Genomic DNA, 22,840 nt, shown 5'->3' on the forward strand with positions numbered 1-22,840 from the left:
GCATTCATCCTTTCTATTTTTCTTTATGACACCACTCGTATATCAGAGTAATCATGACCTTTGTAAATTGAACTAGCTGTTCGATCTCAACAGATTCATTAACTGCATGGGCGTTATATAAGTCACCAGGACCATAAATAACAGTCGGGATGCCCGCATCCCCAAGCCAGCCCCCATCAGTTACGGTAGGCGACATCCCTGTTTCGGGAAAGGTCTGAAAGATTCGCTGATGAGCCTGTTTCACCGCAGCTACTTCTTTGGATTCAGGGTCAATATCCAGTGAAGGGAAGATTTCCCCCCGGTCCTCAATCATCGACTTGCCACCCCAGCGAAAAAGCGGCGGATGCTCCCTCAGCCATGGATCAGATTCGGCCACTTTTATTAAATGCTCTTCTACTTCTTTAACAACCTGTTCATGATTTTCATCCGGGTAAAAATGAACTGTAATCCATAATCGGCACTCATCAGCCACAAAGGCGGCATGTCTTCCCCCTTCAATCACAGAGGGGTTAATGGTTGTCATACCAGGGGGGAAGCCAGGATAGGATTTTGTTACAGCCCAGTGCCGTTCAAGCTCCTGCAAGCCCTGGATGATTTTCGTCATTTTTTCAATGGCACTAGCTGCGTATAGACCGCCCCCTGCGTGAATCATATTCCGGCGAGTAGCATCATGGTAGGTTTGGGGGCTCTTAATTGTAATCCACCCCGTAATCACTCCTCCCTGGCCTTGAATGTGAAGATCACTTGTATCTACAACCACTGCCAAATCAGCCTTATACCCCCGTTCACAGCATTCAAGGGTACCTGCTTCCCCTACTTCCTCACCAATCACCGATTGAAAAATCAGGTCGCCAGGCAAGCTGATTCCCTGCTCACGAAGAAGCTGTACGGCAAAAAGAGCTCCTCCCATTCCGCCTTTCATATCTGCTGTCCCTCTCCCGTATAACCGCCCGTCTTCTACAACAGGAGTAAAAGGGTCATGTTTCCACTGAGTTAGATCTTCCCCGACTTCAGCCACATCCATATGACCATTAATAATTAAACTGTTGGCTTTACCAGAATTGGTTCCTTTTAATGTCCCTACTACATTCGGGTCGTCAGGAAACACATCCCACATGTCGACCTCAAACCCCAGGTTGTTTAGCTTTGATGCTATGTAGTGCTGTGCCTCTTTTGTGTTACGGGCAGGCGGACTGGGAGTTTGGAAACGTAGAAGGTCACCCACCTGTTCAATTAATTCTTCTTTTCTCCTGTCTACCTGCTCTAAAAGATGCGTGATCGTTTCGTGCAACATCTTCACTCCTTCCTCTCTCGTGAAAAGGTCTTGTCTTGACTGGACATTGGTAATTTCACCCATTAAAAAAAGCCACTCTAGCAATAGAGTGGCCGCATATACGAAGTAATATATACAAAGACTGCCAGTTACAGGGAGTATACCTGTTATCAGGCTTGTCTTGGCGCCACTTCCCTCCGCTAGTATTACCTAGTTCAGGTGATAGGGTTTAGACCATACGGTCATTCTCAGCTTTTTCAAAGCACCCCTAGTGGTTTCTGTTTATTCTGTTTTTTATGCCTTACTATAAAAATACCATACTTTCCTTTAAAAGTTAGAGTATTCTTTAAAATTTTCCTTTATAAATTTATGAAGCTCTTGTCACCTTTAACTGAGAAGCTTTTGCTTTTTCTCCAAGAGAGCTGAGCTTAAGAGAACAAAATAAACCAGCGAAAAAGGTTACAAGACTTATGAGGAAAAGAAACATACTTCCTTCTATTCCAGGAAAGACAACGAATATAGAGCCAGTGACCAGACCGGTCATTACTGCATATGTTCCTATCTTATAATTTCTGATCAGTTTCTTTATAATTTTGCTTGTAATGATTAAACCAAGAGCTATTCCTGCCCCTACGACTATAATGACAGGGATGTTAATCGTAGAAATGGCGTTAAGAACAGTCGGATAAATTCCTATTAATAAAAAAACAAAAGAACCACTGACTCCAGGCAATATCATTGCACTGCTTGCTGCCCATCCTCCGAAAAATAACAAAAGATAATCCATTGCAGTTAAATTAGACATCACCGCAGACATTTCTTCATCCCTTATGAAGGCTGTGGAAGCCACAATGGCAGCAGCTGCAAGCAGGAGAGCTATGTGTTTTCCTTTAAAGGTCTTTTTATAATCAACTTCTTTTAAAAGAAAAGGAATGATCCCTATAATCAACCCAAGAAAAAAGAAAAACGTTGGCTGAGGATAGTCAGCCAGGAGCCATTCTATGAGCCGGCTCATAGAAAGCAATGCAAGCACCACACCTGTTCCTAAAGGAATTAAAAACATGAGATGCTTCTTCCACTCCCTGGAAAATATCCCGTCTATTGCGGCTATTAAACGATAATAGACTCCCACGAGCAAAGCGATCGTACCCCCGCTTACTCCCGGGATTAAGTCACTTATGCCCATTAGTACACCAGGCACGATATTCCGCCAATTTAACACTGTACATTCTCCTTCTGTAAAACTACTTTCATAGTTGAGTGATTGAGTGTAACATCACTCATGCAAAAATACGCTGCTCCTTATTTTAGCACTAACTTTCCCCGCTTCCTATGTCTTTATCACGAATTTTCATCTACGGTGCCTGGCACCCTTTGCCGCTGTAATATTTCAAATCGCTGTATTACTTGATTTTCCACCATTTACCTGATTCTTTTGTTACAACAACCTCAGGGTGCCAGGCACCCCCTTAAAGAAAAAAGCCGGCTCAATTTTCATTGGGCCGACCTTTTCCTTTATTCTAGCATTTGTGCTGCTTCATTTACCATTTCCTGAACAGATGTAAGACCGCCGCCGGAAAGATACCAGAATTCTGGATCTAAATAAAGGATTTTATCATTTTTGTATGCTTCTGTTGTTTGAACAAGCTCATTTTCAATGACATTTGTTAGAGATGATTCATCTCCATCACCAACAGCTGCTCCTCTATCAATCACAAACATATAATCTGGGTTGTTTTCTGAAATATACTCATAAGAAATACTTTGTCCATGAGTGGATGATTCGATATTTTCATCTACTGGCTCAAATCCAAAGTTATCGTGGATCATTCCATAACGAGAGGAAGGTCCGTATGCACTTACGCTTCCTTCATTGGCCAGCACGACAAGTGATTTCCCGTCATCTGCAGTTGCATCCTCATTCAACGCCTCAATAGATTCATGGACTTCAGCCAAAGCTTCCTCTGCTTCTGCTTCTTTTTCAAAGATTTCAGCCAGCACTTCAACATTTTCTTCGAACGATTCTACATACCTGCCAGTATCTACACCTGAATAGATAGTTGGAGCAATAGAAGAAAATTCATCATAATTGTCTGATTGACGTCCGGAAATAATGATAAGCTCCGGATCAAGGGCATGAACAGTTTCAAAATCAGCTTCTACTAGTGTCCCTACATTTTCATACTCTTCTCCAGCATACTCAGAAAGGTACTCAGGAACCTTGCCCCCTTGAGGGATCCCAGTAATGCCTTCCACACCTAACGTGTCCAGCGTATCAAGTACACCAAAGTCAAAGACAACAACAGATTCAGGGTTCTTTGGCACAACAGTTTCACCGAGCTCATGGGTTACAGTGATTTCAGAAGCTTCCTCTGATTCTGCTTCTTCATTTTCTTCTGCAGCCTCTTCCACTGCTTCTCCCTCGTCCACAGCTCCCGATGCTTCCTCAGATTCTCCGTCAGTTCCGCACGCTGCTAATACAAGCAATAGCAAAGCGGTTAACAAAAATAAGGATAATTTCTTCATCTCTCTTCTACACCTCTTCTAAGTAAAATTTATCAGCCTATGATATAAGGTAAATCCAACCATGCCTTCTGCTTGCCCTTTAGATGCCTCTCGCCTCTCCTCCTTTAATGCGTTACGTTTTGAAGCAATTATGTGTAATACACACAGATTTTGTTGTTATTGATTTCTTTAATGTCAACATCCATATCATAAATTTGCTTCAACGCACAGGAGTCGATAATGTCATCTTTTTTGCCAATTCCAGCAATTTTTCCATCTTTCATTGCAACGATGTTGTCAGAGTAGCAGGAAGCAAAATTAATATCATGCAGAACAATAACAATGGTCTTACCGAGTTCATTTACTAGCTTTCGAAGGATTTTCATAATTTGTACGGAGTGTTTCATGTCAAGATTGTTCAACGGCTCATCCAGAAGAATATATTCCGTATCCTGGGCAAGGACCATAGAGATATACGCTCGTTGTCTCTGACCGCCGCTTAACTGATCAAGATACTTATCTTCAATTTCTGTGAGCCCCATGTATTCAATTGCTTCGTCAATAAATCGATGGTCTTCTCTTTTCAGCCTTCCCTGAGAGTAAGGAAACCGTCCAAAGGCTACCAGCTCTCTTACTGTGAGCCTGATGCCGACATTATTGGACTGCTTTAATATAGAGATTTTCTTGGCCAATTCTCTACTCTGCCAGTTTTCTACCTTTTCATCCTCTATCAAAATCTCACCATCGTCTTTTGCAATCAAACGGCTGATCGTGGAAAGAAGAGTACTTTTTCCCGCTCCGTTGGGACCGATAAAGGAAGTAATCTTTTGTTTCTCAATCGTAAGGGATACATCTTCTACTACTGTTTTTTCACCATACTTTTTTGAAACACTGTTTACTGTGACCATTTTTTACTCTCCTTTAATAAAAGATAAATGAAGTAGGTACCGCCAACTAGATTAATTACTACACTGATAGGTACGGAAAAGCCAAGAACTCTTTCAACAACGAGCTGTCCTCCGACCAGAGCAACGATACTGATTAGAATGGAACCAATAATTAGATAGCCATGTCTGTATGTGTTAATGAAGGAGTAGGCTACGTTAACCACCAGCAGGCCTAAAAATGTAATTGGCCCGACAAGTGCTGTGGCTACAGAAATTAGGATAACCACTACAATTAGTAACCTTTTCACTACATAATCATAATTAACTCCCAGGTTGATCGCATGCTCTCTTCCAAGTGAAAGTACATTTAAGTATTTTGCAAACCTGGAAACATAGACAGCACACAACACTATTAAAATAGTTGAAAGATAAATCAGATCTGTTTTTACATTGTTAAAGCTGGCAAAGGAGCGATCCTGGACAATTTGGAACTCGTTAGGGTCAATCAGCATCTCCATGTAACCTGACAAGCTGGAAAAAAGGGTTCCAAAAATGATACCAAGCAGCAAAAGCAAGTAAATGTTCTGCTGATTCTTTTTAAAGAAAAGGCGGTATAAAAGTGCTGAAAAAATCAGCATTAACCCTACTGAAAGCAAAAAGTTACTATTGCTGCTCATTAAGGTGGACATTGAACCAAATACAAAAATGATAAACGTCTGAATGAGCATGTAAAGGGAATCAAGCCCTAAAATACTTGGTGTTAAAATTCGGTTGTTTGTGATGGTTTGAAATATCAAGGTTGAAAAAGCAATCGCCGTCCCGGTAAGGATCATGGCGTACACAGCCATTCCTCGTCTTGGAAGCACGTAGTCCCAGTTGCTGCCGACATTTATAAAGACAAATGCCCCGATCAATGCCGCACTGATGATTGCAAGGACAACCAATCGTCCTTTAAAGCCCATGTTTTTGTCTCCTCATCAGTAAGTAAATAAATATTGCGCTTCCGAATATCCCTACCGTAAGGCTGATCGAAACCTCGTAAGGGTATATAATCAAGCGGCCGATGATATCACAGGCCAGTACAAAAACTGCTCCAAGAACCGCTGTATGAGATAGATTTTTTCTAATATTGTCTCCTTGATAGATAGATACAATATTAGGAATAATCAGGCCTAAGAATGGAATTACACCAACTGTCAATACGACTGATGCGGTGACCAGGGATACAAGCATTAAACCTATGTTAACGACCTGCCTGTAATTTAACCCTAAATTCTTTGCAAAATCTTCTCCCATCCCAGCAACCGTAAAACGATCGGCATAAAAATAAGTTAAAGCAATAACGGGAATAGCCACATAAAGAAGCTCATATTGCCCGCGAATAATAAGAGAAAAATCACCATGAAGCCAGGAAGAAATACTTTGGATTAAATCAAATTGATAAGCAAAAAAAGTAGAAATGGAACTGAGAATACTTCCAAACATCAGCCCGACAAGAGGAATGAAAATTGTATCCTGGAACCTGATTTTATCCAGTATTTTCATAAATACATAGGTCCCCAGTAAGGCAAAGCCAAAAGCGAATACCAGCTGCTGCAATAAACTGGCCGCCCCGAATAACAGAATGGAAATTAAGATTCCCAGTCTTGCTGCGTCCATCGTCCCCGCTGTCGTTGGTGACACAAATTTATTTCGTGTCAGCTGCTGCATAATCAATCCGCAAATACTGATCCCCGCTCCGGCTATAAGAATACTTACGAGCCGAGGAATCCTGCTTGCCATCAGGATTTGCATCTCATACTCACTCAGATTAAATATGTTAAGTATGGACAGGCTTGATACTCCAACAAATAGTGATGTGATAGATAGAATAATAAGTAAAATAAGTAAGTATCTGAGCTTCATCGGTATGTCCCTTTATTGCCAAAATTTAATGCTTCTCGTTAATTGAACCTCTTCACATGAAATTGATAATCGTTTTCAATTAACTTCACAAGCAAAAGTTTACTCCAGTTGAGAATGAATGTCAACTAGTTTTGATAATCAATATCAATTAGTAATTCTCAGGAGACAGTCGAAAGGGTACACATGATAACCAGGGAGGAAAAACGTTTTAGTAGGTGGACTCAGTGGAAATATCTCTTTAACAACCAAAGGAGTACAGCCTATGAGACAAATCCCATGGAAAAAACTAATAGAAACGTTCATCATTGGTGCGGCTGGCGGAGCCGCTTTTTATGCGCTGAATTTTCCTCTTCCCTGGCTGCTGGGGTCATTATTGTTTGTTATGTTATGGCAGACACTCACAAAACGCCCAATGTATTCACCGAGTCCTTTAAAAAATATAGGATTTCTTATTATGGGCGGTTTCTTTGGGTTGTACTTTTCTCTGGAGACGTTATTACGAACCACTTCTTATATGCTGCCTTATCTTTTTCTGTCCTTGTTTTTAATTGTTATTAGTATTGGGATGAGCATTCTTTTTGCCAGATGGATCACAATAGACTCAAAGACGAGCATTTTAAGCACACTCCCAGGCGGGCTGAACACGATGGTGATATCGAGCGACAGTATCGGAGCAAAAACGTCATTAGTTACTATCTTTCAAACAATCAGGCGCTTAGCTGTTCTATTTATTGTTCCTTTTCTTATCGTGCATTTCTTTACCGACTCTGAAGCTGATACAGACGATCGAGAAATGCCCGCTCCGGACTTTGACGGTGAAGGAAGCTACTTCTGGTATGCGATTCCCATCGCTGCAGCCATTATGGTAAGAAAAAAAGGGCCGCTGAAGTTTCTCGCTTTTCCACTGCTATGTATATTTCTGATGAATGCGGGTGGAGTTCCATTCCCCCCTCTGCACCAATCCTTATTAATTGCTGCTCAAGTAATGGTAGGAACGAGTCTTGGGAAAAATACAAATCTTGACCATTTAAAAGCAGGTGGAAAATACGGAATATTCTATTTCACCGCCTCACTTATTTTAATTGCAGTTTCTTTTGGCCTTGGGTATATTCTGACTCTTTTCACTGACCTCTCTCTTTCCACTGCCCTGATCAGTATGTCTCCAGGGGGCATTGTTGAAATGATTCTCCTGGCGGAGGATATCGATGCTGATCCGCCAGCTGTAATCACTCTTCAGTTAACCAGAATTATATTTATTATTTTATTGGTGGTCCCCCTACTAAAATGGTATTTTAATCGTCGTGCTCCTTTTTCTTAACTACTTTTATGCAAAAAATAAAAGGGCTGATTACAGCCCTTTTACTCGCAGTATATTCTTTTTATACAAGGATGAGATGAAGTTCAGGAAGAATTCAGGAAGCCTTTTAGGAAACAATGGGCGGCTGTAATAATGGTAGAAAGCATATCTCAAGTCACTCCACTGCCTGCAATCCTTTGTCTCTCTGAACCTGGCAAGGTCGATCACTTTCACTTCCCCTTTTGGGGTGACTAATATGTTATTTAGATGAATATCAGACGGATTTAACCCTTTCTTCTTTACGTAAGAAATAACCTCATCAACTCCCTTAATCTGGTCGGAGGTCACAAGAACCCCTTCTGTTAAACAGGAAAACAAGGTTTTTCCCTCTATATAATCTACAACAAGATAATTATCTCCCCAATCATAAAGACAGGGAAAATAAGATTTCCCTTCGAGCAGCTGATAAATTTCAGCTTCTTCTTTGGCTATGTGGGTATATTCGGGAAAAAATACTTTAATAACTTTGTCTGTCTCACGTATTCTGAAAGCAGCTGCACTTCGCCCAATGCCAATTACTTTTAATTCAGGAGCAAATGACTTAACAATATACATTCCCCTTTTATCCTTGGAAAATACTATACTACCTGCCAGGTCCTGAGCAGCCTTCACTGCAATCTCCTCCTCTATCAGGATATACAATATATATGTGACCAATTTTATAAAAGCTACCCACAAACATTCTTTTCTTCCTATACCCGTTTTACGGTAAAAAGAAAAGACATCCTCACCGCGGAGGGTGATTATGTCTTATCATACCGGCAAATTCACTTGATGCTGCAAGTAAATGTGTATTCTTCTTGTCAGAAATTCCACCTGCACCAATGCTTCCTGCTTTTTTGTTATGACGCACGTCTTTTACCCGGTCGTTTGATCTAAAACTTCCCGTTACGATAATCATCAAACGCTTGTTTGATTTCTTCGTGGGTATTCATCACAAAGGGTCCCTGGGCTGCAATTGGCTCCTTTACCGGTTCCCCGGCATAAAGGAGTACCTTCAGCTTCTCCCCATCACTTTCCATGGAAACGGCAGTGCTTTCACCTGCACCTTCTCCTGCTTTTTCAAGGAGAAGAACGTCCCCTTTTCCTCCTGTTGTTTTGTCCTCTCCAAATGTCCCTTTTCCTTCTAGGATGAATAAAAATCCATTATAGCTCGCTAGTATTTCAGGGGCGGCCTTCGCATCCACATCAATCTCAAGCTCAAGCATCGTAATGGGTACATGATTTTTTGTTGAAGCTTTCTGCCCCTTATACGTGCCAGAAAAAACACGTACCTTTACTCCGTCTGCTTCTATCAAAGGCATATCCTTTTGATAAAGATCCTGATACGTCGGCTCTGTCATTTTTTCGGATGACGGCAGGTTTACCCAAAGCTGCAGACTGTGTACCGTACTTCCTTCAACCGGCTCCTCTGCATGAATAATACCACTTCCCGCTGTCATCCATTGAACGTCTCCTCCTTTAAGTACTCCTTGGCCGCCTTTATTATCCTTATGCTCCAGTTCCCCATCAATCACATACGTTACTGTTTCCATTCCTCGATGGGGATGGAATCCAAAGGTTCCCTTCTTGAACCAATCCTCTGCCATCAACAAAAAGGGATCAAATTCAGCCCATTTCCCTGGCTCAAGTACCCATCCCTGCTTATGATTCTCTCCTTGCTGCCTGTGTGTGACACTCCACGCCTTTTTAATTTTTCTTTCCATACATTCACGTCCTTTCTCTTTCCACTGTTAAGAATTACCCATTATTGTAGGCTATACACCTTTTCACGTATAGGAAAACGCTCTCAACAAATATGGTACCTGACATTCACAATATGCTCACACTTGTTTTCTTGGTTTCCTATTTTTTTCATGGTAGAGTATAACCGTTAAGAAATTAAACTGTTAGGTTTCTTTACTGTTAATTTATTAAATTGATTAAAAAATATAATCTAAGGAGGGAGTCCATGAAAGAGCATCAAGAGCTATTTAAAGAAATGGCCGATTCACTTAAAAGAATCGAACGGGAGCTTATCAGAAAGATGCATATTCCAGATGTCAGCCTGACGAAACGCCAGGAAGCTATCATTATGTATATTTTCACCAATGAAAATGCCACGATGGGTGACATTGCAGACAACTTTAATATTTCAAAAAGCGCTGTGAGTCAAGCGTTAAATAAGCTTGAAGAACAGGATATCATTGTACGGGCGATCAATAAAGACAACCGGAGGGAAATCAATTTAACTCCTGGGGAGGCAGGTGAAAAGTATAAGGAAGAAATTCAAAAGCTAGAGGAAATACTAGTGGAGAAGTATCTTTCTAAAATTGACCTGGACGAACTGAGACAGACTCGCAACCTATTCTCCAAAATAGAAAATCTCGTACTAGAAGAGGATCAAAAGAATGAACTCTAATCAAAGCAAATAAACCCTATCTCTAAAAGGAAGAGTGATAATACTTATGAAACTCTCTGATTTTTCGATTAGACGGCCTAAATTTACCATAGTAATTATGGTTTTGTTCCTTCTCTTAGGTCTTGTCTCGTTAAGCAGACTGCCACTGCAGCTTTTTCCTGACGTTGAAGCGCCTGTAGCAGCAGTAGCAACAAGTTATCCCGGTGCCGGGCCACAGGAAGTTGTAAATGATGTTACTGAAGAACTGGAAAGTGATTTATCAACCATTTCCGGTTTGAATAACATGACCTCACAATCCACAGAGGGCTCTTCCATCATTATTCTTGAGTTTTCGTGGGATACCTCTATATCTGACGTAGAAAATGATATTATTACTACCATTACACAAGCTGACTTGCCTGATGGGGCCGGAAACCCTGCGTTTTTGCAGTTTGATCCATCCATGTTCCCAAGCATACAGCTTGCTGTCAGCTCTGATGGTGATGAAGTAACTGATTTTCAGGATGATGTATTTGACCTTCAACGTGAATTACAGCGTATAGAAGGCGTTGCTGACATAGAAGAAAACGGTTCTCTTGTGGAAGAATACCAGGTCGTACTAGATGAAGAGGAACTAGAAGACGCTGGCGTGTCACAGGAGGATGTTGTCAATGTCATCCAAGGGCATAACATTGCAATGCCTGGTGGAGTCGTACAAGATGATGAACGAAATATCACTACACGTGTTCTTAGTGAACTAACTTCCGGGGAAGATATTGAGGAACTGGTCGTTACTGTGAACCCCGAGACAGGGGACGAGGTTACGATAGCAGATATTGCTTCTGTCTCCCTTGAAACAGAAGACAGGGAAGTCATTACCCGGGCTAATCAGGAAGCGGCTATGCAGCTTAATATGATGCAGGAATCTGAAGCCAATACCACGCAGGTCGCAAGAGACTTTAACGACAGACTTGATGAACTTCTTGAAGAGGAACAATATGAAGACCTGGCAGTCATGACTTTGTACAGTGAAGGAGATTATATACAGGAAGCCATCGATAATGTAGTGCTCGCTCTTGTGGGCGGGGGAGTCCTTGCCATGGTTGTCCTGTTCGCTTTCCTTAGAAACTTAAAAACACCTTTAATAATCGGGATTGCCATACCGTTTTCCATTATCGTAACCTTTGCGCTCTTTTTCTTTACCAACATTACGCTGAATATCATGACCCTTGGTGGTTTAGCGCTTGGAATCGGAATGCTCGTTGATAACTCCATTGTTGTCGTGGAAAATATTTACCGCCACCTTTCGATGAAAAAGACACCAAAAAAGGCGGCGTCCGATGGTACAAGGGAAGTAGCAGGAGCGATTACCGCTTCGACCTTAACGACTGTTTCTGTATTCCTTCCCATTGTATTTGTTACCGGTCTTGTGGGAGATTTGTTTGCTCCCCTCGCTATCGCTGTCGCCTTTAGTTTATTCGCTTCTCTCTTTGTCGCTCTGACTGTTGTGCCAATGATTGCAAGCAGAATTCTTAAGGCACCTGATGAAAACACAGAAGAAAAAAGAAGAAATTCCAGATTTATTAAAGGAGTTGAAAGATCTGTATCCTGGGCGTTAAAGCGCCGGATCGTTGTACTTCTCATTACCTTTATCCTCCTTGTAACAGGCGGTGCAGGCCTTACGGCTGTTGGAACCGATTTTATGCCTGATTCAGATGAAGGTCTCTTTATCATAGAGGTGGAGCATGACCATGGCACAAACCTTGCCCGTACCCAGGAAACTGTGGAAGAAATTGAAGATCTCCTAGAAGATTACGATGAAGTTGAACATTATTTAAGTACAATTGGTTCTACTGCCCAAATGGGAGGTGTGTCTTCTAATTCTCACATTGCCGAGGTTATCGTAACAATGGTTCCAGGCAGTGATCGAGATGTCTCAACCTTTGAGTTTACAGAATCCATTGAACGTGAAATTGAAAATGCAGATGATGAAGCAGACATTCAGGTTATGGATATGGCTCAAGCCGGATTTGGCGAACCAAACACGTACCAGTTCAGCATTCATGATCGAAACTCAGAAAGACTGGAAGAAGTAACTGAGGAAATTGTCGCTAAGCTTGAGGATGAAAGCATCATCCGTAATGTGCAGACAAGCCTTGAAGAAACTGCCCCAGAGCTGCAAGTTCTCATAGATGAAGAAGCAGCCTTAGAAGAGGGATTAGTCCCTGCTCAAATTGCCGAGATTGTTAATAACGCAACGAATGGGCAGACAGCAACAGCTATTGAAACTGAAGATAACGATATTTATCAAGTCAATGTCCGTTACCAGGATGAAGTACTTGAAAGCATTGAGAACTTTGAAAACCTTTCGCTCCAAAACCAGGATGGAGAATATATCACGCTAGCTGATGTCGCAACCATTGAAGAAGGAGAGTCACCAGCTACAATTAATCGGGCTGACATGACACCAGCTGTGGATTTTGATGTGGTCTATGAATCAACCGGTACGCTTGGTGAAACTTCTGCTGTGGTAGCCGATATTCTTGACGACATCGAGCTGGACGATGAAGCAGAATTTGTCATCGGCGGAGACGAAGAGCTCATGAATGAAGCCTTTGAAAATATGGCGCTGGCCTTCGCATTAGGTCTGATTTTTATCTACCTTGTGATGGTTGCCCAATTTGAGTCCTTTAAGTATCCGTTTGTAATAATGTTTACTGTGCCACTCTTTGTTATTGGAGTAATGCTTGCCTTAACAGTTACTCAAACACCGATTAGTGTGATCGCCCTTATTGGTGTCATTGTCCTTGCAGGTATTGTTGTTAACAACGCAATCGTCCTGGTTGATTATATCAATCAGAAGAAAGAAAAAGGGTTACCTTCCCGTGAAGCTATTATTGAAGGGGTGAAAGACCGTACGAGACCAATCCTGATTACGGCTCTTACTACGATTCTTGGGGTTACTCCACTGGCTCTTGCTATCGGAGAAGGAACAGAAATGCAGCAGCCTATGGGGATTGTAGTGATCGGTGGACTTATCAGCAGTACTCTTCTTACCCTCTTTGTCATTCCTGTCATATACAGCCTGTTTGATAAAGAAACGCGCTCGATGAATAAGAAGTTTGTCACTCCTGATGGGGAAATCGTTTATGCCAGAGATCTTAAGAAAAAAGAAGAAACAGGCAGTGAAGAGTATGAATTAAGTGAGCAGCAGGCTCTCCCTGAACCTGAACAGTCTTCTGTAGAGACAAAAGAAACCAGTGAAAGTGGAGATTATTCTAAAGATGAAATTGTTCACATCCTTGAAGAGCTAGTTAGACGCTCCAAGCAAAGAAATGATTCAAAAGAGGATAAAGATGATGAAAAGTAAGGATCATTAAGTAAAAAAGAAGGGGTACCAAAAGGCTGACTTTTGGTGCCCCTTTCTTTTTATTAAAAATCAGGATGTACCTTCATTTGCTTTTCTCAAATCCTGCGGAGTGACAATTGGCTTTCCGATTAAGAGATTGCTTACTGAAGATAAGGATAATAGAATCTTTGCCGTAATAATAGAGCTTAGTACACAATAGACAGCAGCCAAAAGAAAGTATGCCAGTGGATTCACGCCTTCAATCGGCGGCAGATAATAAAGAAACAGTGTATGAACCAAATAAATATGAAAAGAATGCCTGCTGATTAATGAAACAAACGATGGCACCTTTCTTACCTTCATCGTCAGCAAAATGATGAAGAAAATGACCCCGGTAGTATACACCAGATTATCAATTCGCTTTGAGGAAACCACATCAATAATATCACCCCTGACCAGGAACACCATTGCCAGGAATGCAGCAGTCGGCCAGATGAAAATTAATTTTTTATGCTTTTGAATTTTATTTTTCAAGAGTTCATAATTACGTCCGCAATAATACCCTAAAACAAAATAAAAAATCCAGCCGATAAAGGGCACCCAATGGCCTCTAAGCCATATATACTCTCCCAGGGGCACAGCGGCCGGCTCTGTAAAATGAAAAAATCCGAGATAAGCAGTATTGATGATAAAAGCCCAAAAAAGTACCTTCTTCGGATTCCATTTTCGCAGATGCTTTGTCAACAGAACATGGAGTAAATAAAACTGAAAAATAATTAAAATAAAGTAGCCCGTATATCCTCCCAAAAAGAGATTAAACAATACTTCTTCCCAAAAGCCCATGAAAGAATCACTTAAAACAAACGCAAATACTACAGCCATAAAGGCAAAGGGAACCAGTAAAAACTTTATTCTTTTTTTAAAAAAGTCTTTTGGAACCTGGTTAGGATAAGCGTGAGCAAGCAGTACCTCAGAAATAAAGATAAAAGCAGGCGTGCCAAAAAAAGCAGCAAACCGCAGAGCAATTAATAAATACTCTTCCGTTTGTGTTATAGAATGTTCATAATTATCCAAAGTTGTGTTCACGCTGTGAACCAGAACCACCGCCAAACAGGCCAGTGTTCTGATCCAGAATATTTCATTTATAACTGACCCATTTTTCAATCCCATGCAACCCCTTGTCTTCTCTATACTTTCGCTTTTAGATCAATCAGTCTTTTTTTCAAAAAAAAATAAACAAGCCCAGCCTGCTTATTACGACCTTACATCCGCCCTGGAATCAAGTGAATAGAATACAATATTTCCTTTCACTTTATTTCCTGTAAGTAAACTATAAACCTTAATTATGAAGATCTTGTGAAGAAGAGTTTCTGGAAAATTTACCACCTAACAAAGAGCGGGATGTCCCAAAGTCTCTGGGACACCCCTAAAAATACAATCATTTTTATTTTTAGCAATTTACAATAGAAACGGCCCTAGCAACACTACAATTAGAAAGATTGTTACAAACCGTAAGCCAATACCCAGTAATGCTGCACTCATTGCTTCCCTCTCATTAAGATCAGAATTCGCTGCCCAAATGACTGGGATTTGGCCGAATACCGCAGACAGCGGTAAACCAGAAGAAGCCAGAATAAAAGAGCCGATCACCAGTATTGGATCAAGAGAAGCTGCTACCTCTGTCAGTTCAGCCATTCCTAACGTTGGGCTCGCAAGAATAGACAGTATCCCTGTTTCTGGATGAATGGATAAAGCAGATAAGAATATGGTTAACCCTGCCTCAATGCCTGACCAAATGCCAATGTAATTCAAAATGCCTATAAACATAAATACAACTGCGACAGCTGGGATAATAAGCAAGAATAAGAGTTCAGCCCCCTCTCTTGCGGCGTTGAAAATTGTCGGCAAAGCTCTGGTTTTTGGTGTAAAAGAAGGCATATGAGAAAGTTCGACAGGTTTGGTGTCCCGGTATACGGTCTTTGATAGAAGAAAAGGCATGATAAGCACAGGCACCATCACTGCCAGAACCACTACAAGAAAAGCATTCACCCCGGCTGCTGTTAAAGCTACAATACCAAGCATGAATGTAGAAAACGACTGTTGAGATTGAACCATCGTTGCTACTGCGATCTTTTGTTCCGCTTTTGTGGCGCCGGCTTTAACGAGGATAGGACCGGCAATTTTACCAGCAGCATTAATGTCTCCGAGAATATTATAAATACTGGGTACGACTACTGAAGAGTTCACTTTTGAAAATTTCATTAACGGCACAAAGATTCTCATTAATGCATCAGTAAATCCCAACCGTTCTAGTGTACGCCCGATAATTACACTAATGATTATGGCAACCCCGACCGTCCCGATTAAAAACGTGTCCACGACAACAGGAACCACACTATCAAGGATAGAATCAAACAGGCCGGCCAGAGTAGCTGGTGAAAATAAGAGAGTAAGCATGGAGGCGATTACTAAGGCTAAACCTGTGGCTTCAATCCCTGTCAGCTTTTTTCTCTCTATGGGAAAAGAAAGGTTCTCAACTTCTTCTTCCAATGTTTTTTCTTCAAGCGCCTGTTGTTCTTCGGATCTGACCTTTGCATTTTCCATACTTATCCCTCCTATAAAATAACCTGTGTGGCTTTATTAACTAAATACTTTGATGCCATACTTTCACCGTAGTCCTTGATATACTGATTTCCCATCTCATGAAGAGAGGTGCTTGTAATTCTTTCTCTGAACACGACCACATCTACTTTGGGAAGCAGGCTGTCCAGGGCATAAGCTAATGGCAGACCGTTTTCTAATATTTCCAAAGCATGACAGTTCCCAACTATGAAATTAAGACCCAGCTCCCTTGCCGTTTCTATTAACGCATGGCCCTCATACACTCTGCTGATGGAAGCAAGGACTGTGTCTGCTTCTGGATGCTCCTTGACAGCCTGCCGCAGATGATCCGGAGAAAAGCCTGTATGAGGGAAAATATGAAGAATATTTTCCACTGGGCTCTCTTCTTCTCCGATTAGGATTCTCCCTCTGGTAACTAGAGTCGTTTCTATCGTTGAATCTGCTTGTTTAATCACTTTTTCTCTGTTTGTGACCTCTTCCTCTTCTTTGAAACCCATGAAGGTATCCAGTCTTGACAACATATCCCCTAATGTATTTACTTTTGGGTAGGCTTGTCCGACAAATAAAACATTTCCGTGGAGACCGCCAAAACAGATCTCAGACCTGTGCACCTTATGACCATGGAGAAAAGGAATACCAGGGTGAAGACCATGAAAGGATTCATGAAGCTCAAACACTGAAAGATCGTAAAGATCTAAATAATTTTTTAATGGGACTCCGCCTGAATTTGCAGCTTCTGCAATAGGGTGGTGGGCCACAATTGCATCAACCCCTGTGGCCCCCGCCAGCTCTATAGACCCTTCCGTCAGTGTCATGGTTACAGCCAGTTTGTTTATTTCCTTTTCTGGATTGCCGTAAATTAACCCTGGAATTTCGATGACTTCCTTCCCTGGAATATTAGAACTTTTCATGATTACAAAGGGATGATCTCCCCCTGTAATATCGTGGAGGGACTTAACCACTCTTCCTCCGGTGAGTGTATCCAACGCCTGAATCACATCTTTATTTTTTGTCATAATTTTTCTCCTCCCCAAAATGTTAATATTCTTTGATCCTGTACGGTTTTTCACTGCTTTTTGGAAATTTAATAATTCATCCCTTCCTTTCTCTTAAAAAATCCACCTCAAGGCTGCCAGAAAACCCTCTTGTATTAGATAGGTGTTTTGCACTCACAATGGAAAGCGGCCGGCTTTTTTCCATATAAAAAGCCGCCAACATTAAACCCACAGTCTTGCTGTGTGCTTAATGTTGACGGCTTTCCTGCACTCCTTTGAGTTCATTTGACCAGTCAACAGTCTATACATTTATCCTATACCTTCATAAATTGCTCTGTTAGATAATAACTTACTTCCCTTTCGAGAATGATAATGGTGCCTGAATATTCGGTAGCAGGATCATAATCTTTAAGTATCGCATTTATTTTCATATTATATTTTTCTTCAATCGTCTTCTTTAGCTGGACTTTAAAATTTTCTATAATGGATATGTCTGTTAACCTTGTAACAAGACGATTAGACTCATCAAGACATTTAAGAGAAGGAATTCTCTTATGATTGGCGAGTATAATTACTTTGTCCCCAATAATTTCTACCTTTTGGTGCTTAACACCAATATCAAACAATTGACGGTTAATATCATTATAATCTTTTATTAATTCTTGTTTAAAATCTCCTAAATGATTCATAGATTTCCTCCCCCTTATCTACATTTGCCTCAGGAAGGTCATCACCAATGATTTACTTCTTCCTGGCAAGTATGTTCCAGCTCGTTGAGATAACAACAGCAAAGAAATACGTTGCCTTTAAAAGTAAATTCTTTATAAAACAAGCTTACTTTAAATCCGGCAGAAGGTCAATACAATTTGTTAAATATTCTGACAAATTATTATATTACCAGCCATTTCATGCTTACTTTTGCACTTTCTCTCATTATAATTGTCTTGGGGAGAGTGACCGAACATGATACAACCCATGCTTTTACATAAAGCAATGAATAATGCACCATTTGATTCTACTGATTATCTGGCCGAACTTAAACTAGACGGCATTCGTATGATCATAACAAACATTGACCGTAGAATTCGTCTTTATACAAGAAATCAACTAGAAGTGACTGAGCAATTCCCAGAACTGCAGTCCCTTGTCCTCCCGCCCGGTACTACCATAGACGGAGAATTAATTGCTGCTGCTGAGAATGGACACCCGGATTATGACCGGCTCCTGGAGAGGTTCCACTCCAGGATTTGTTTTCCTGTTACGTTTGCAGCATTTGATGTGCTTCTTTATAAGGGAAGAGATGTGACGAATTTAACTTTGATTGAAAGAAAAATGATTCTAACAGATGTTATTCCACAGGACTCACCCTCTCTCACAAAAGTAAAGTACACAGTAGGTGATGGTCCTGCATTGTTTGAAGCAGTAAAAGAAAGAATGCTGGAAGGCATTGTCCTCAAAGAAAAACATTCCAAATATACCCTCGGTCAGCGAAGCTGTTTTTGGGTAAAAGTCATTAACCTTGAACGGACTGATGTGTGGGTAAACGGCTATCAAAGAAATGGATTTGGATTCCACCTTGCTTATGAGGATGGATCGCCAGCAGGAACAGTAGAGACAGGCATGAGTCCAAAGGAAAAAGCAGCCTTTTATTATGCGGCCAATCAAATTACTCAAAAAGAAACAGAAGACGTGGTCTATCTGGAACCTGGCATTATACAGTGCCGTGTGCTTCATCGTCCGAAAACGAACAGCGGAAAATTAAGAGCCCCTTCCTTTTCCCATTTCCTGTTTCAAAAGGAAGAGACTTATTGATTCATAAATAAAAAGAAAGGCCAGGAGCACTCCAGGCCTTTCTTTTATTCTTCTTCTAGTAATTCATCCAACTCTTCTTCTGATAATCCTTCTTGATCTTCTTCTTGTTCTTCTTCCTCCGTATCTTCCTGACGCTCTTCCTGAAGTTCAAAAAAGGCGTCCATTGCTTCTCGAGCAATTCTGTTAGCAGTTCCTGGGCTGCCTCCATCCTCATCAGTGTATACATATGGGACAACAACGCTAACTGCCACTTCCGGATCATCATAAGGGGCATAGGCAACCAAAGCCTGGTTATTCCCATCTACGGGATCACCCGTACTTTCTTCAATGATACGTACTTCCGCGGTTCCTGTTTTTCCAGCTGCTACATAATCTGCATCTTCAAATTCATCTCTGGCCGTTCCGTCCTCTCCATTCATAACACGCCAAAGTCCTTCTTGCACTCTATCTAAATGACTGGGGCTGACATCAATCTGGTTAAGAACATTAGGAGTATGCTGCTGACGGACGGCTCCTAATTCATCAGTATCGCGGCTCGGCTCTCTAATCTCATTTACAAGGTTAGGCTGAAGCCTGGACCCTCCGTTGGCAATGGTTGAAATGTATTGCGTCAGCTGAAGGGGCGTGTACGTGTCATACTGTCCGAAGCTTAAATACAGCAGATTACCACCCGAATCGCTGTCCCCGGAAATGCCTGAAGATTCAGATGGCAGGTCTATCCCGGTTTCCTCTCCCAGTCCAAACTGGCTGTAATAATTTCTGAAAGTTTGATAGGAACCTCCTATGTCATCCCAGCAGCACTCTTCCTCATAGTCATATCCCGCCATTCTCATTGCAATTTCTGCCATGTAAATATTGGATGACCGCTCAAGAGCTGTCAGGTCATTGATGGCTCCCATGTCTGTGACAGAACTCATATCAGGAGTACCCGGAAGAGAAATTTCCCGGTCTTCAAAAATGGTATTCGGCTCGATAATTTCTTCTTCGAGGCCGATCATCACAGAGGCTGCTTTTACAGTAGATCCCATTTCATAGCTGCTTGAAATTGCTCCTAAGTGATCGTCATAGCCCGCTACGGAAAGAAGTTCACCAGTATTGGGGTCCATCATTACTACATACGCTTCCGCCTCATTAATAAAGCCTGATTCAGAGCCGCTGATTTCCTCTTCAATAATGCCTTCAACCTCTTGCTGAAGATCCATATCAACAGATAAGACAAGGTCTCTGCCACGCTGTCCTGCCTCTTCTTGTGTGCCGTCCACATTCTCTTCTAACAGTCTTTTCTCCCCGCGCAGTTCTTCCTCATATTCAAGTTCGAGAAAGCTTCTGCCTACCTCATCTGACCGTTCATATCCCCTCGCTAAATAATCATCAAGACTTTCGCTCGGAATAGCACCTGTACGGCCTAAAAATCGAGAAAAGCTGTCTTCATACATATATTTTCTTTGAGAATCCCGAAGCAAATCCACTCCTGGCAAATTATCAAGATGCTCACCAATAACATGGGCAGATTCTTCATCAATGTCCTGCTTTATTCGGTGAGGCTCATCATAAAAACCTTGATTCATTTCTCTCCAGATGGCCGCAACTTGTGTCTCCTGTTCACTAAATCCTTCAACTTCCTCTTCAGGGATTCGATCCAGCAAAACCTCATAGTATTCATCATCAGTAAGCTCTTGTATCTCTTCTTCACTTACAAGATCCTCCGCCTCTTCATCATTTGTCACAATCCAAAAATCCTGTAAATCTCTATCTGTTATTTCTTCTTCCTCTAAGTCTATTTCAATGACCTCGTTCAATTGTCGAGCAATCTCTATCCTCTCTTCATCCGAGACACCTGATCTATTCGTATAAGTAAGAGAAAGCACCAATTCATTATCTACTACCTTGTTGCCATGCCTGTCATACATTAATCCTCGGGGAGAATCAATGCCGGTTGTCTCTCCTTCCTCCTCCACTTCTCTCACATAGTCATCCCCTTCTACAATTTGCAGAAAGCCCAGACGAAGAATGAGAGCGGAGAAAAGTAAGAAGACAAAAATAAATAATATATTTAAATAAAACTTATTTTTTTGTTGTTTTTCCCTGGCCAATATCCTGTCCTCCTAAGCTGTCTTAACATGCAAGCGCCATAATGTAAAACGCTCGAAGTGTATCCTATAATCACAACGGATGGTAAAACACTCAACTTTTTTCTGTCATAAAACTCTCCGAATATTCTTTTACCCTGTTTCATTACTCATTAGTACTTAAAATAAAAAACACTTACCTCATTTTATCTATTAGAAAGAGTAGGCCTAACATAAGAACCAGTCAAGAAAAAAGGACTGTACTCTATGACAATGGCTTATCAAAACCTGAAGCTGAAGTTTCAGGTGAGTCAAGAATATTAACTGAGACTTGACCAATTTTGTGCTTCCCTTAGACACACCCCTGCACTATAAACGAACAAAGATAAAATCATTTATATTTTTGTTCGTTTTTGAACCTTGAACACCAAGGATTTTAAAGGTATGATTTACATAGTCTTTTAATTTTCTTAACATTCAAGGAGGAAGCAGTATGTATGGGGCACCGCTAAAAAAACATGCCAAAAAGATCATGGTTCTAGGTTCAGGAGAGCTTGGGAAAGAAGTTGTAATTGAAGCACAACGACTGGGAGCAGAAACCATTGCTGTTGACCATTACGCTGATGCGCCGGCTATGCAGGTTGCACATCATGCCTATACGGTAGATATGTTACATAAAGAAGATCTCCGTCACCTTATTGAGGAGATTAAACCGGATTGTATTGTTCCTGAAGTTGAAGCGATTGCTACAGATACCCTTGTAGAGCTTGAGCAGGAAGGGTATCATGTCGTACCTACAGCTAATGCTACGAAGCTTACAATGGACCGGGAAGGAATCAGACGGTTAGCCAGTGAAGAGCTTGAAATTTTAACGGCAAAGTACAGCTTTGCGAACAACCTGGAAGAACTCAAAGAAGCTGTGAAAGACATTGGCACACCTTGTGTCATTAAGCCGGTTATGAGCTCCTCCGGGAAAGGACAAAGTGTCTGCAGAAGCATGGATGAGACCGAAGCCTCCTGGAACGAAGCAATTGAAGGAGGAAGAGGACGAAATACCCGGGTCATTGTCGAGGAAATGATTCACTTTGACTCTGAAATCACTCTACTGACTGTACGGTCGGTATCAGGCACCTCCTATTGTTCACCAATCGGCCATATTCAACAGGACGGAGATTATATTGAATCCTGGCAGCCTGCCTATTTGAGTGAAGCACAGTTAAAGGAAGCACAGGCCATGGCCAAAAAAGTAACTGATGCTCTAGGAGGTTACGGACTATTTGGCGTAGAGCTTTTCATTACACGAGATAAAGTATATTTCAGTGAAGTCTCTCCCCGCCCCCATGACACAGGAATGGTGACTCTCGTTACTCAGGACTTATCAGAGTTCGCTTTGCATGTAAGAGCAATTCTTGGATTCCCTGTTCCATCGATTTCAACCTTAACTGCTGGCACCACTTATGCGATAAAGGCTGATCATCAGTCAGAAGATTATCAGGTTGAAGGATTGGAGGAAGCTTTATCTGTCCCTCACACCCAAGTAAGACTGTTCGGCAAACCAATGACAAAGCCAGGCAGACGGATGGGTGTCGTATTAAGCTCTGGCGAAACAGTCGATCAGGCGAGAGACAGATCGAACCAAGCAGCCGGGAAAATTAACATCACAAAATAAATTGTTTAAAAAGAACC

At 41.4% G+C, this 22,840-nt stretch carries 19 protein-coding genes and 1 riboswitch; of the genes, 5 read left to right on the plus strand and 14 right to left on the minus strand.

Going from position 1 to position 22,840, the window contains the following annotated elements; all coding sequences use genetic code 11:
• Positions 1 to 13: 13 nt before the first annotated feature.
• The 6 genes from CEF17_RS14485 to CEF17_RS14510 all read right to left on the minus strand — a co-directional run bounded on the left by CEF17_RS14485 (position 14) and on the right by CEF17_RS14510 (position 6,570).
• The gene (locus CEF17_RS14485; protein ID WP_100400928.1) at positions 14 to 1,294 is read right to left on the minus strand and encodes an acetylornithine deacetylase; all 1,281 of its coding nucleotides are present in this window, start codon (positions 1,292 to 1,294) and stop codon (positions 14 to 16) included.
• A gap of 154 nt (positions 1,295 to 1,448) precedes the next feature.
• A riboswitch (TPP riboswitch) is annotated at positions 1,449 to 1,553 on the minus strand.
• 87 nt (positions 1,554 to 1,640) lie between these two features.
• A complete protein-coding gene (locus CEF17_RS14490) occupies positions 1,641 to 2,459 on the minus strand; it encodes a DUF368 domain-containing protein (RefSeq protein WP_157843088.1) in 819 nt (272 codons plus the stop codon).
• Between the two features lie 329 nt (positions 2,460 to 2,788).
• Positions 2,789 to 3,799: a siderophore ABC transporter substrate-binding protein gene (locus CEF17_RS14495; RefSeq protein WP_100400151.1), complete on the minus strand. Its 1,011-nt coding sequence runs from the start codon at positions 3,797 to 3,799 to the stop codon at positions 2,789 to 2,791.
• Between the two features lie 128 nt (positions 3,800 to 3,927).
• The gene (locus tag CEF17_RS14500; protein ID WP_100400152.1) at positions 3,928 to 4,686 is read right to left on the minus strand and encodes an iron ABC transporter ATP-binding protein; all 759 of its coding nucleotides are present in this window, start codon (positions 4,684 to 4,686) and stop codon (positions 3,928 to 3,930) included.
• The gene (locus tag CEF17_RS14505) at positions 4,674 to 5,627 is read right to left on the minus strand and encodes an iron chelate uptake ABC transporter family permease subunit (RefSeq protein WP_100400153.1); all 954 of its coding nucleotides are present in this window, start codon (positions 5,625 to 5,627) and stop codon (positions 4,674 to 4,676) included. The genes CEF17_RS14500 and CEF17_RS14505 overlap by 13 nt, the downstream gene beginning before the upstream one ends.
• Entirely contained in the window at positions 5,617 to 6,570 is a 954-nt protein-coding gene (locus CEF17_RS14510; protein ID WP_100400154.1) for an ABC transporter permease, read from the minus strand. The genes CEF17_RS14505 and CEF17_RS14510 overlap by 11 nt, the downstream gene beginning before the upstream one ends.
• A 262-nt stretch (positions 6,571 to 6,832) precedes the next feature.
• On the opposite strand from CEF17_RS14510, the gene CEF17_RS14515 reads away from it, so the two are divergent.
• Positions 6,833 to 7,888, plus strand: coding sequence for an AbrB family transcriptional regulator (locus CEF17_RS14515; RefSeq protein WP_100400155.1), 1,056 nt, complete (start codon positions 6,833 to 6,835; stop codon positions 7,886 to 7,888).
• Positions 7,889 to 7,918: 30 nt separating this feature from the next.
• Here the strand turns inward: CEF17_RS14515 and CEF17_RS14520 are convergent, their stop codons facing one another.
• From CEF17_RS14520 to CEF17_RS14525, 3 genes are all read right to left on the minus strand, one after another.
• Positions 7,919 to 8,539 carry a protein kinase family protein gene (locus tag CEF17_RS14520; RefSeq protein ID WP_232725517.1) on the minus strand — a complete coding sequence of 207 codons (621 nt, stop codon included), beginning with the start codon at positions 8,537 to 8,539 and terminating at the stop codon, positions 7,919 to 7,921.
• A gap of 115 nt (positions 8,540 to 8,654) precedes the next feature.
• On the minus strand, positions 8,655 to 8,828 hold the full coding sequence (locus CEF17_RS20430) for a hypothetical protein (protein ID WP_198508978.1): 174 nt from the start codon (positions 8,826 to 8,828) through the stop codon (positions 8,655 to 8,657).
• On the minus strand, positions 8,803 to 9,633 hold the full coding sequence (locus tag CEF17_RS14525; protein WP_100400156.1) for a pirin family protein: 831 nt from the start codon (positions 9,631 to 9,633) through the stop codon (positions 8,803 to 8,805). Before CEF17_RS14525 ends, CEF17_RS20430 begins: the two co-directional genes overlap by 26 nt.
• Positions 9,634 to 9,878: 245 nt before the next feature.
• On the opposite strand from CEF17_RS14525, the gene CEF17_RS14530 reads away from it, so the two are divergent.
• Positions 9,879 to 10,328 carry a MarR family winged helix-turn-helix transcriptional regulator gene (locus CEF17_RS14530; RefSeq protein ID WP_100400157.1) on the plus strand — a complete coding sequence of 150 codons (450 nt, stop codon included), beginning with the start codon at positions 9,879 to 9,881 and terminating at the stop codon, positions 10,326 to 10,328.
• A gap of 46 nt (positions 10,329 to 10,374) precedes the next feature.
• Positions 10,375 to 13,677 (plus strand): efflux RND transporter permease subunit, encoded by a 3,303-nt coding sequence (locus CEF17_RS14535; RefSeq protein WP_100400158.1) that lies wholly within the window; start codon positions 10,375 to 10,377, stop codon positions 13,675 to 13,677.
• Between the two features lie 69 nt (positions 13,678 to 13,746).
• Here the strand turns inward: CEF17_RS14535 and CEF17_RS14540 are convergent, their stop codons facing one another.
• The 4 genes from CEF17_RS14540 to CEF17_RS14555 all read right to left on the minus strand — a co-directional run bounded on the left by CEF17_RS14540 (position 13,747) and on the right by CEF17_RS14555 (position 17,962).
• Complete coding sequence (locus CEF17_RS14540; RefSeq protein ID WP_100400159.1) at positions 13,747 to 14,826, minus strand: acyltransferase family protein; 1,080 nt, start codon at positions 14,824 to 14,826, stop codon at positions 13,747 to 13,749.
• A 288-nt stretch (positions 14,827 to 15,114) separates the two neighbouring features.
• Positions 15,115 to 16,260: a hypothetical protein gene (locus tag CEF17_RS14545; RefSeq protein ID WP_100400160.1), complete on the minus strand. Its 1,146-nt coding sequence runs from the start codon at positions 16,258 to 16,260 to the stop codon at positions 15,115 to 15,117.
• An 11-nt stretch (positions 16,261 to 16,271) separates the two neighbouring features.
• Positions 16,272 to 17,294, minus strand: a complete 1,023-nt coding sequence (locus tag CEF17_RS14550) for a Nif3-like dinuclear metal center hexameric protein (RefSeq protein WP_100400161.1) — start codon at positions 17,292 to 17,294, stop codon at positions 16,272 to 16,274.
• 293 nt (positions 17,295 to 17,587) lie between these two features.
• The gene (locus tag CEF17_RS14555; RefSeq protein ID WP_100400162.1) at positions 17,588 to 17,962 is read right to left on the minus strand and encodes a Na-translocating system protein MpsC family protein; all 375 of its coding nucleotides are present in this window, start codon (positions 17,960 to 17,962) and stop codon (positions 17,588 to 17,590) included.
• A 274-nt stretch (positions 17,963 to 18,236) separates the two neighbouring features.
• On the opposite strand from CEF17_RS14555, the gene CEF17_RS14565 reads away from it, so the two are divergent.
• The gene (locus CEF17_RS14565; protein ID WP_100400164.1) at positions 18,237 to 19,085 is read left to right on the plus strand and encodes an ATP-dependent DNA ligase; all 849 of its coding nucleotides are present in this window, start codon (positions 18,237 to 18,239) and stop codon (positions 19,083 to 19,085) included.
• Positions 19,086 to 19,129: 44 nt separating this feature from the next.
• Here CEF17_RS14565 and CEF17_RS14570 read toward each other — a convergent pair whose 3' ends face one another.
• Entirely contained in the window at positions 19,130 to 21,178 is a 2,049-nt protein-coding gene (locus CEF17_RS14570) for a peptidoglycan D,D-transpeptidase FtsI family protein (RefSeq protein WP_232725518.1), read from the minus strand.
• 469 nt (positions 21,179 to 21,647) lie between these two features.
• Here CEF17_RS14570 and purT point away from each other — a divergent pair, with 469 nt between their 5' ends.
• Complete coding sequence (purT, locus tag CEF17_RS14575) at positions 21,648 to 22,823, plus strand: formate-dependent phosphoribosylglycinamide formyltransferase (protein WP_100400166.1); 1,176 nt, start codon at positions 21,648 to 21,650, stop codon at positions 22,821 to 22,823.
• Positions 22,824 to 22,840: the final 17 nt, after the last annotated feature.

The organism is Bacillus sp. FJAT-44742, from assembly GCF_002797315.1.
Lineage (GTDB): Bacteria > Bacillota > Bacilli > Bacillales > Marinococcaceae > Thalassorhabdus > Thalassorhabdus alkalitolerans.

What these genes read in the sequence shown, in the direction of transcription:
- CEF17_RS14485 (WP_100400928.1), bottom strand. Translation starts at nt 1,294, where the DNA reads ATGTTGCACGAAACGATCACGCATCTTTTAGAGCAGGTAGACAGGAGA.
- CEF17_RS14490 (WP_157843088.1), bottom strand. Translation starts at nt 2,459, where the DNA reads ATGGGCATAAGTGACTTAATCCCGGGAGTAAGCGGGGGTACGATCGCT.
- CEF17_RS14495 (WP_100400151.1), bottom strand. Translation starts at nt 3,799, where the DNA reads ATGAAGAAATTATCCTTATTTTTGTTAACCGCTTTGCTATTGCTTGTA.
- CEF17_RS14500 (WP_100400152.1), bottom strand. Translation starts at nt 4,686, where the DNA reads ATGGTCACAGTAAACAGTGTTTCAAAAAAGTATGGTGAAAAAACAGTA.
- CEF17_RS14505 (WP_100400153.1), bottom strand. Translation starts at nt 5,627, where the DNA reads ATGGGCTTTAAAGGACGATTGGTTGTCCTTGCAATCATCAGTGCGGCA.
- CEF17_RS14510 (WP_100400154.1), bottom strand. Translation starts at nt 6,570, where the DNA reads ATGAAGCTCAGATACTTACTTATTTTACTTATTATTCTATCTATCACA.
- CEF17_RS14515 (WP_100400155.1), top strand. Translation starts at nt 6,833, where the DNA reads ATGAGACAAATCCCATGGAAAAAACTAATAGAAACGTTCATCATTGGT.
- CEF17_RS20430 (WP_198508978.1), bottom strand. Translation starts at nt 8,828, where the DNA reads ATGATTATCGTAACGGGAAGTTTTAGATCAAACGACCGGGTAAAAGAC.
- CEF17_RS14525 (WP_100400156.1), bottom strand. Translation starts at nt 9,633, where the DNA reads ATGGAAAGAAAAATTAAAAAGGCGTGGAGTGTCACACACAGGCAGCAA.
- CEF17_RS14530 (WP_100400157.1), top strand. Translation starts at nt 9,879, where the DNA reads ATGAAAGAGCATCAAGAGCTATTTAAAGAAATGGCCGATTCACTTAAA.
- CEF17_RS14535 (WP_100400158.1), top strand. Translation starts at nt 10,375, where the DNA reads ATGAAACTCTCTGATTTTTCGATTAGACGGCCTAAATTTACCATAGTA.
- CEF17_RS14540 (WP_100400159.1), bottom strand. Translation starts at nt 14,826, where the DNA reads ATGGGATTGAAAAATGGGTCAGTTATAAATGAAATATTCTGGATCAGA.
- CEF17_RS14545 (WP_100400160.1), bottom strand. Translation starts at nt 16,260, where the DNA reads ATGGAAAATGCAAAGGTCAGATCCGAAGAACAACAGGCGCTTGAAGAA.
- CEF17_RS14550 (WP_100400161.1), bottom strand. Translation starts at nt 17,294, where the DNA reads ATGACAAAAAATAAAGATGTGATTCAGGCGTTGGATACACTCACCGGA.
- CEF17_RS14555 (WP_100400162.1), bottom strand. Translation starts at nt 17,962, where the DNA reads ATGAATCATTTAGGAGATTTTAAACAAGAATTAATAAAAGATTATAAT.
- CEF17_RS14565 (WP_100400164.1), top strand. Translation starts at nt 18,237, where the DNA reads ATGATACAACCCATGCTTTTACATAAAGCAATGAATAATGCACCATTT.
- purT (WP_100400166.1), top strand. Translation starts at nt 21,648, where the DNA reads ATGTATGGGGCACCGCTAAAAAAACATGCCAAAAAGATCATGGTTCTA.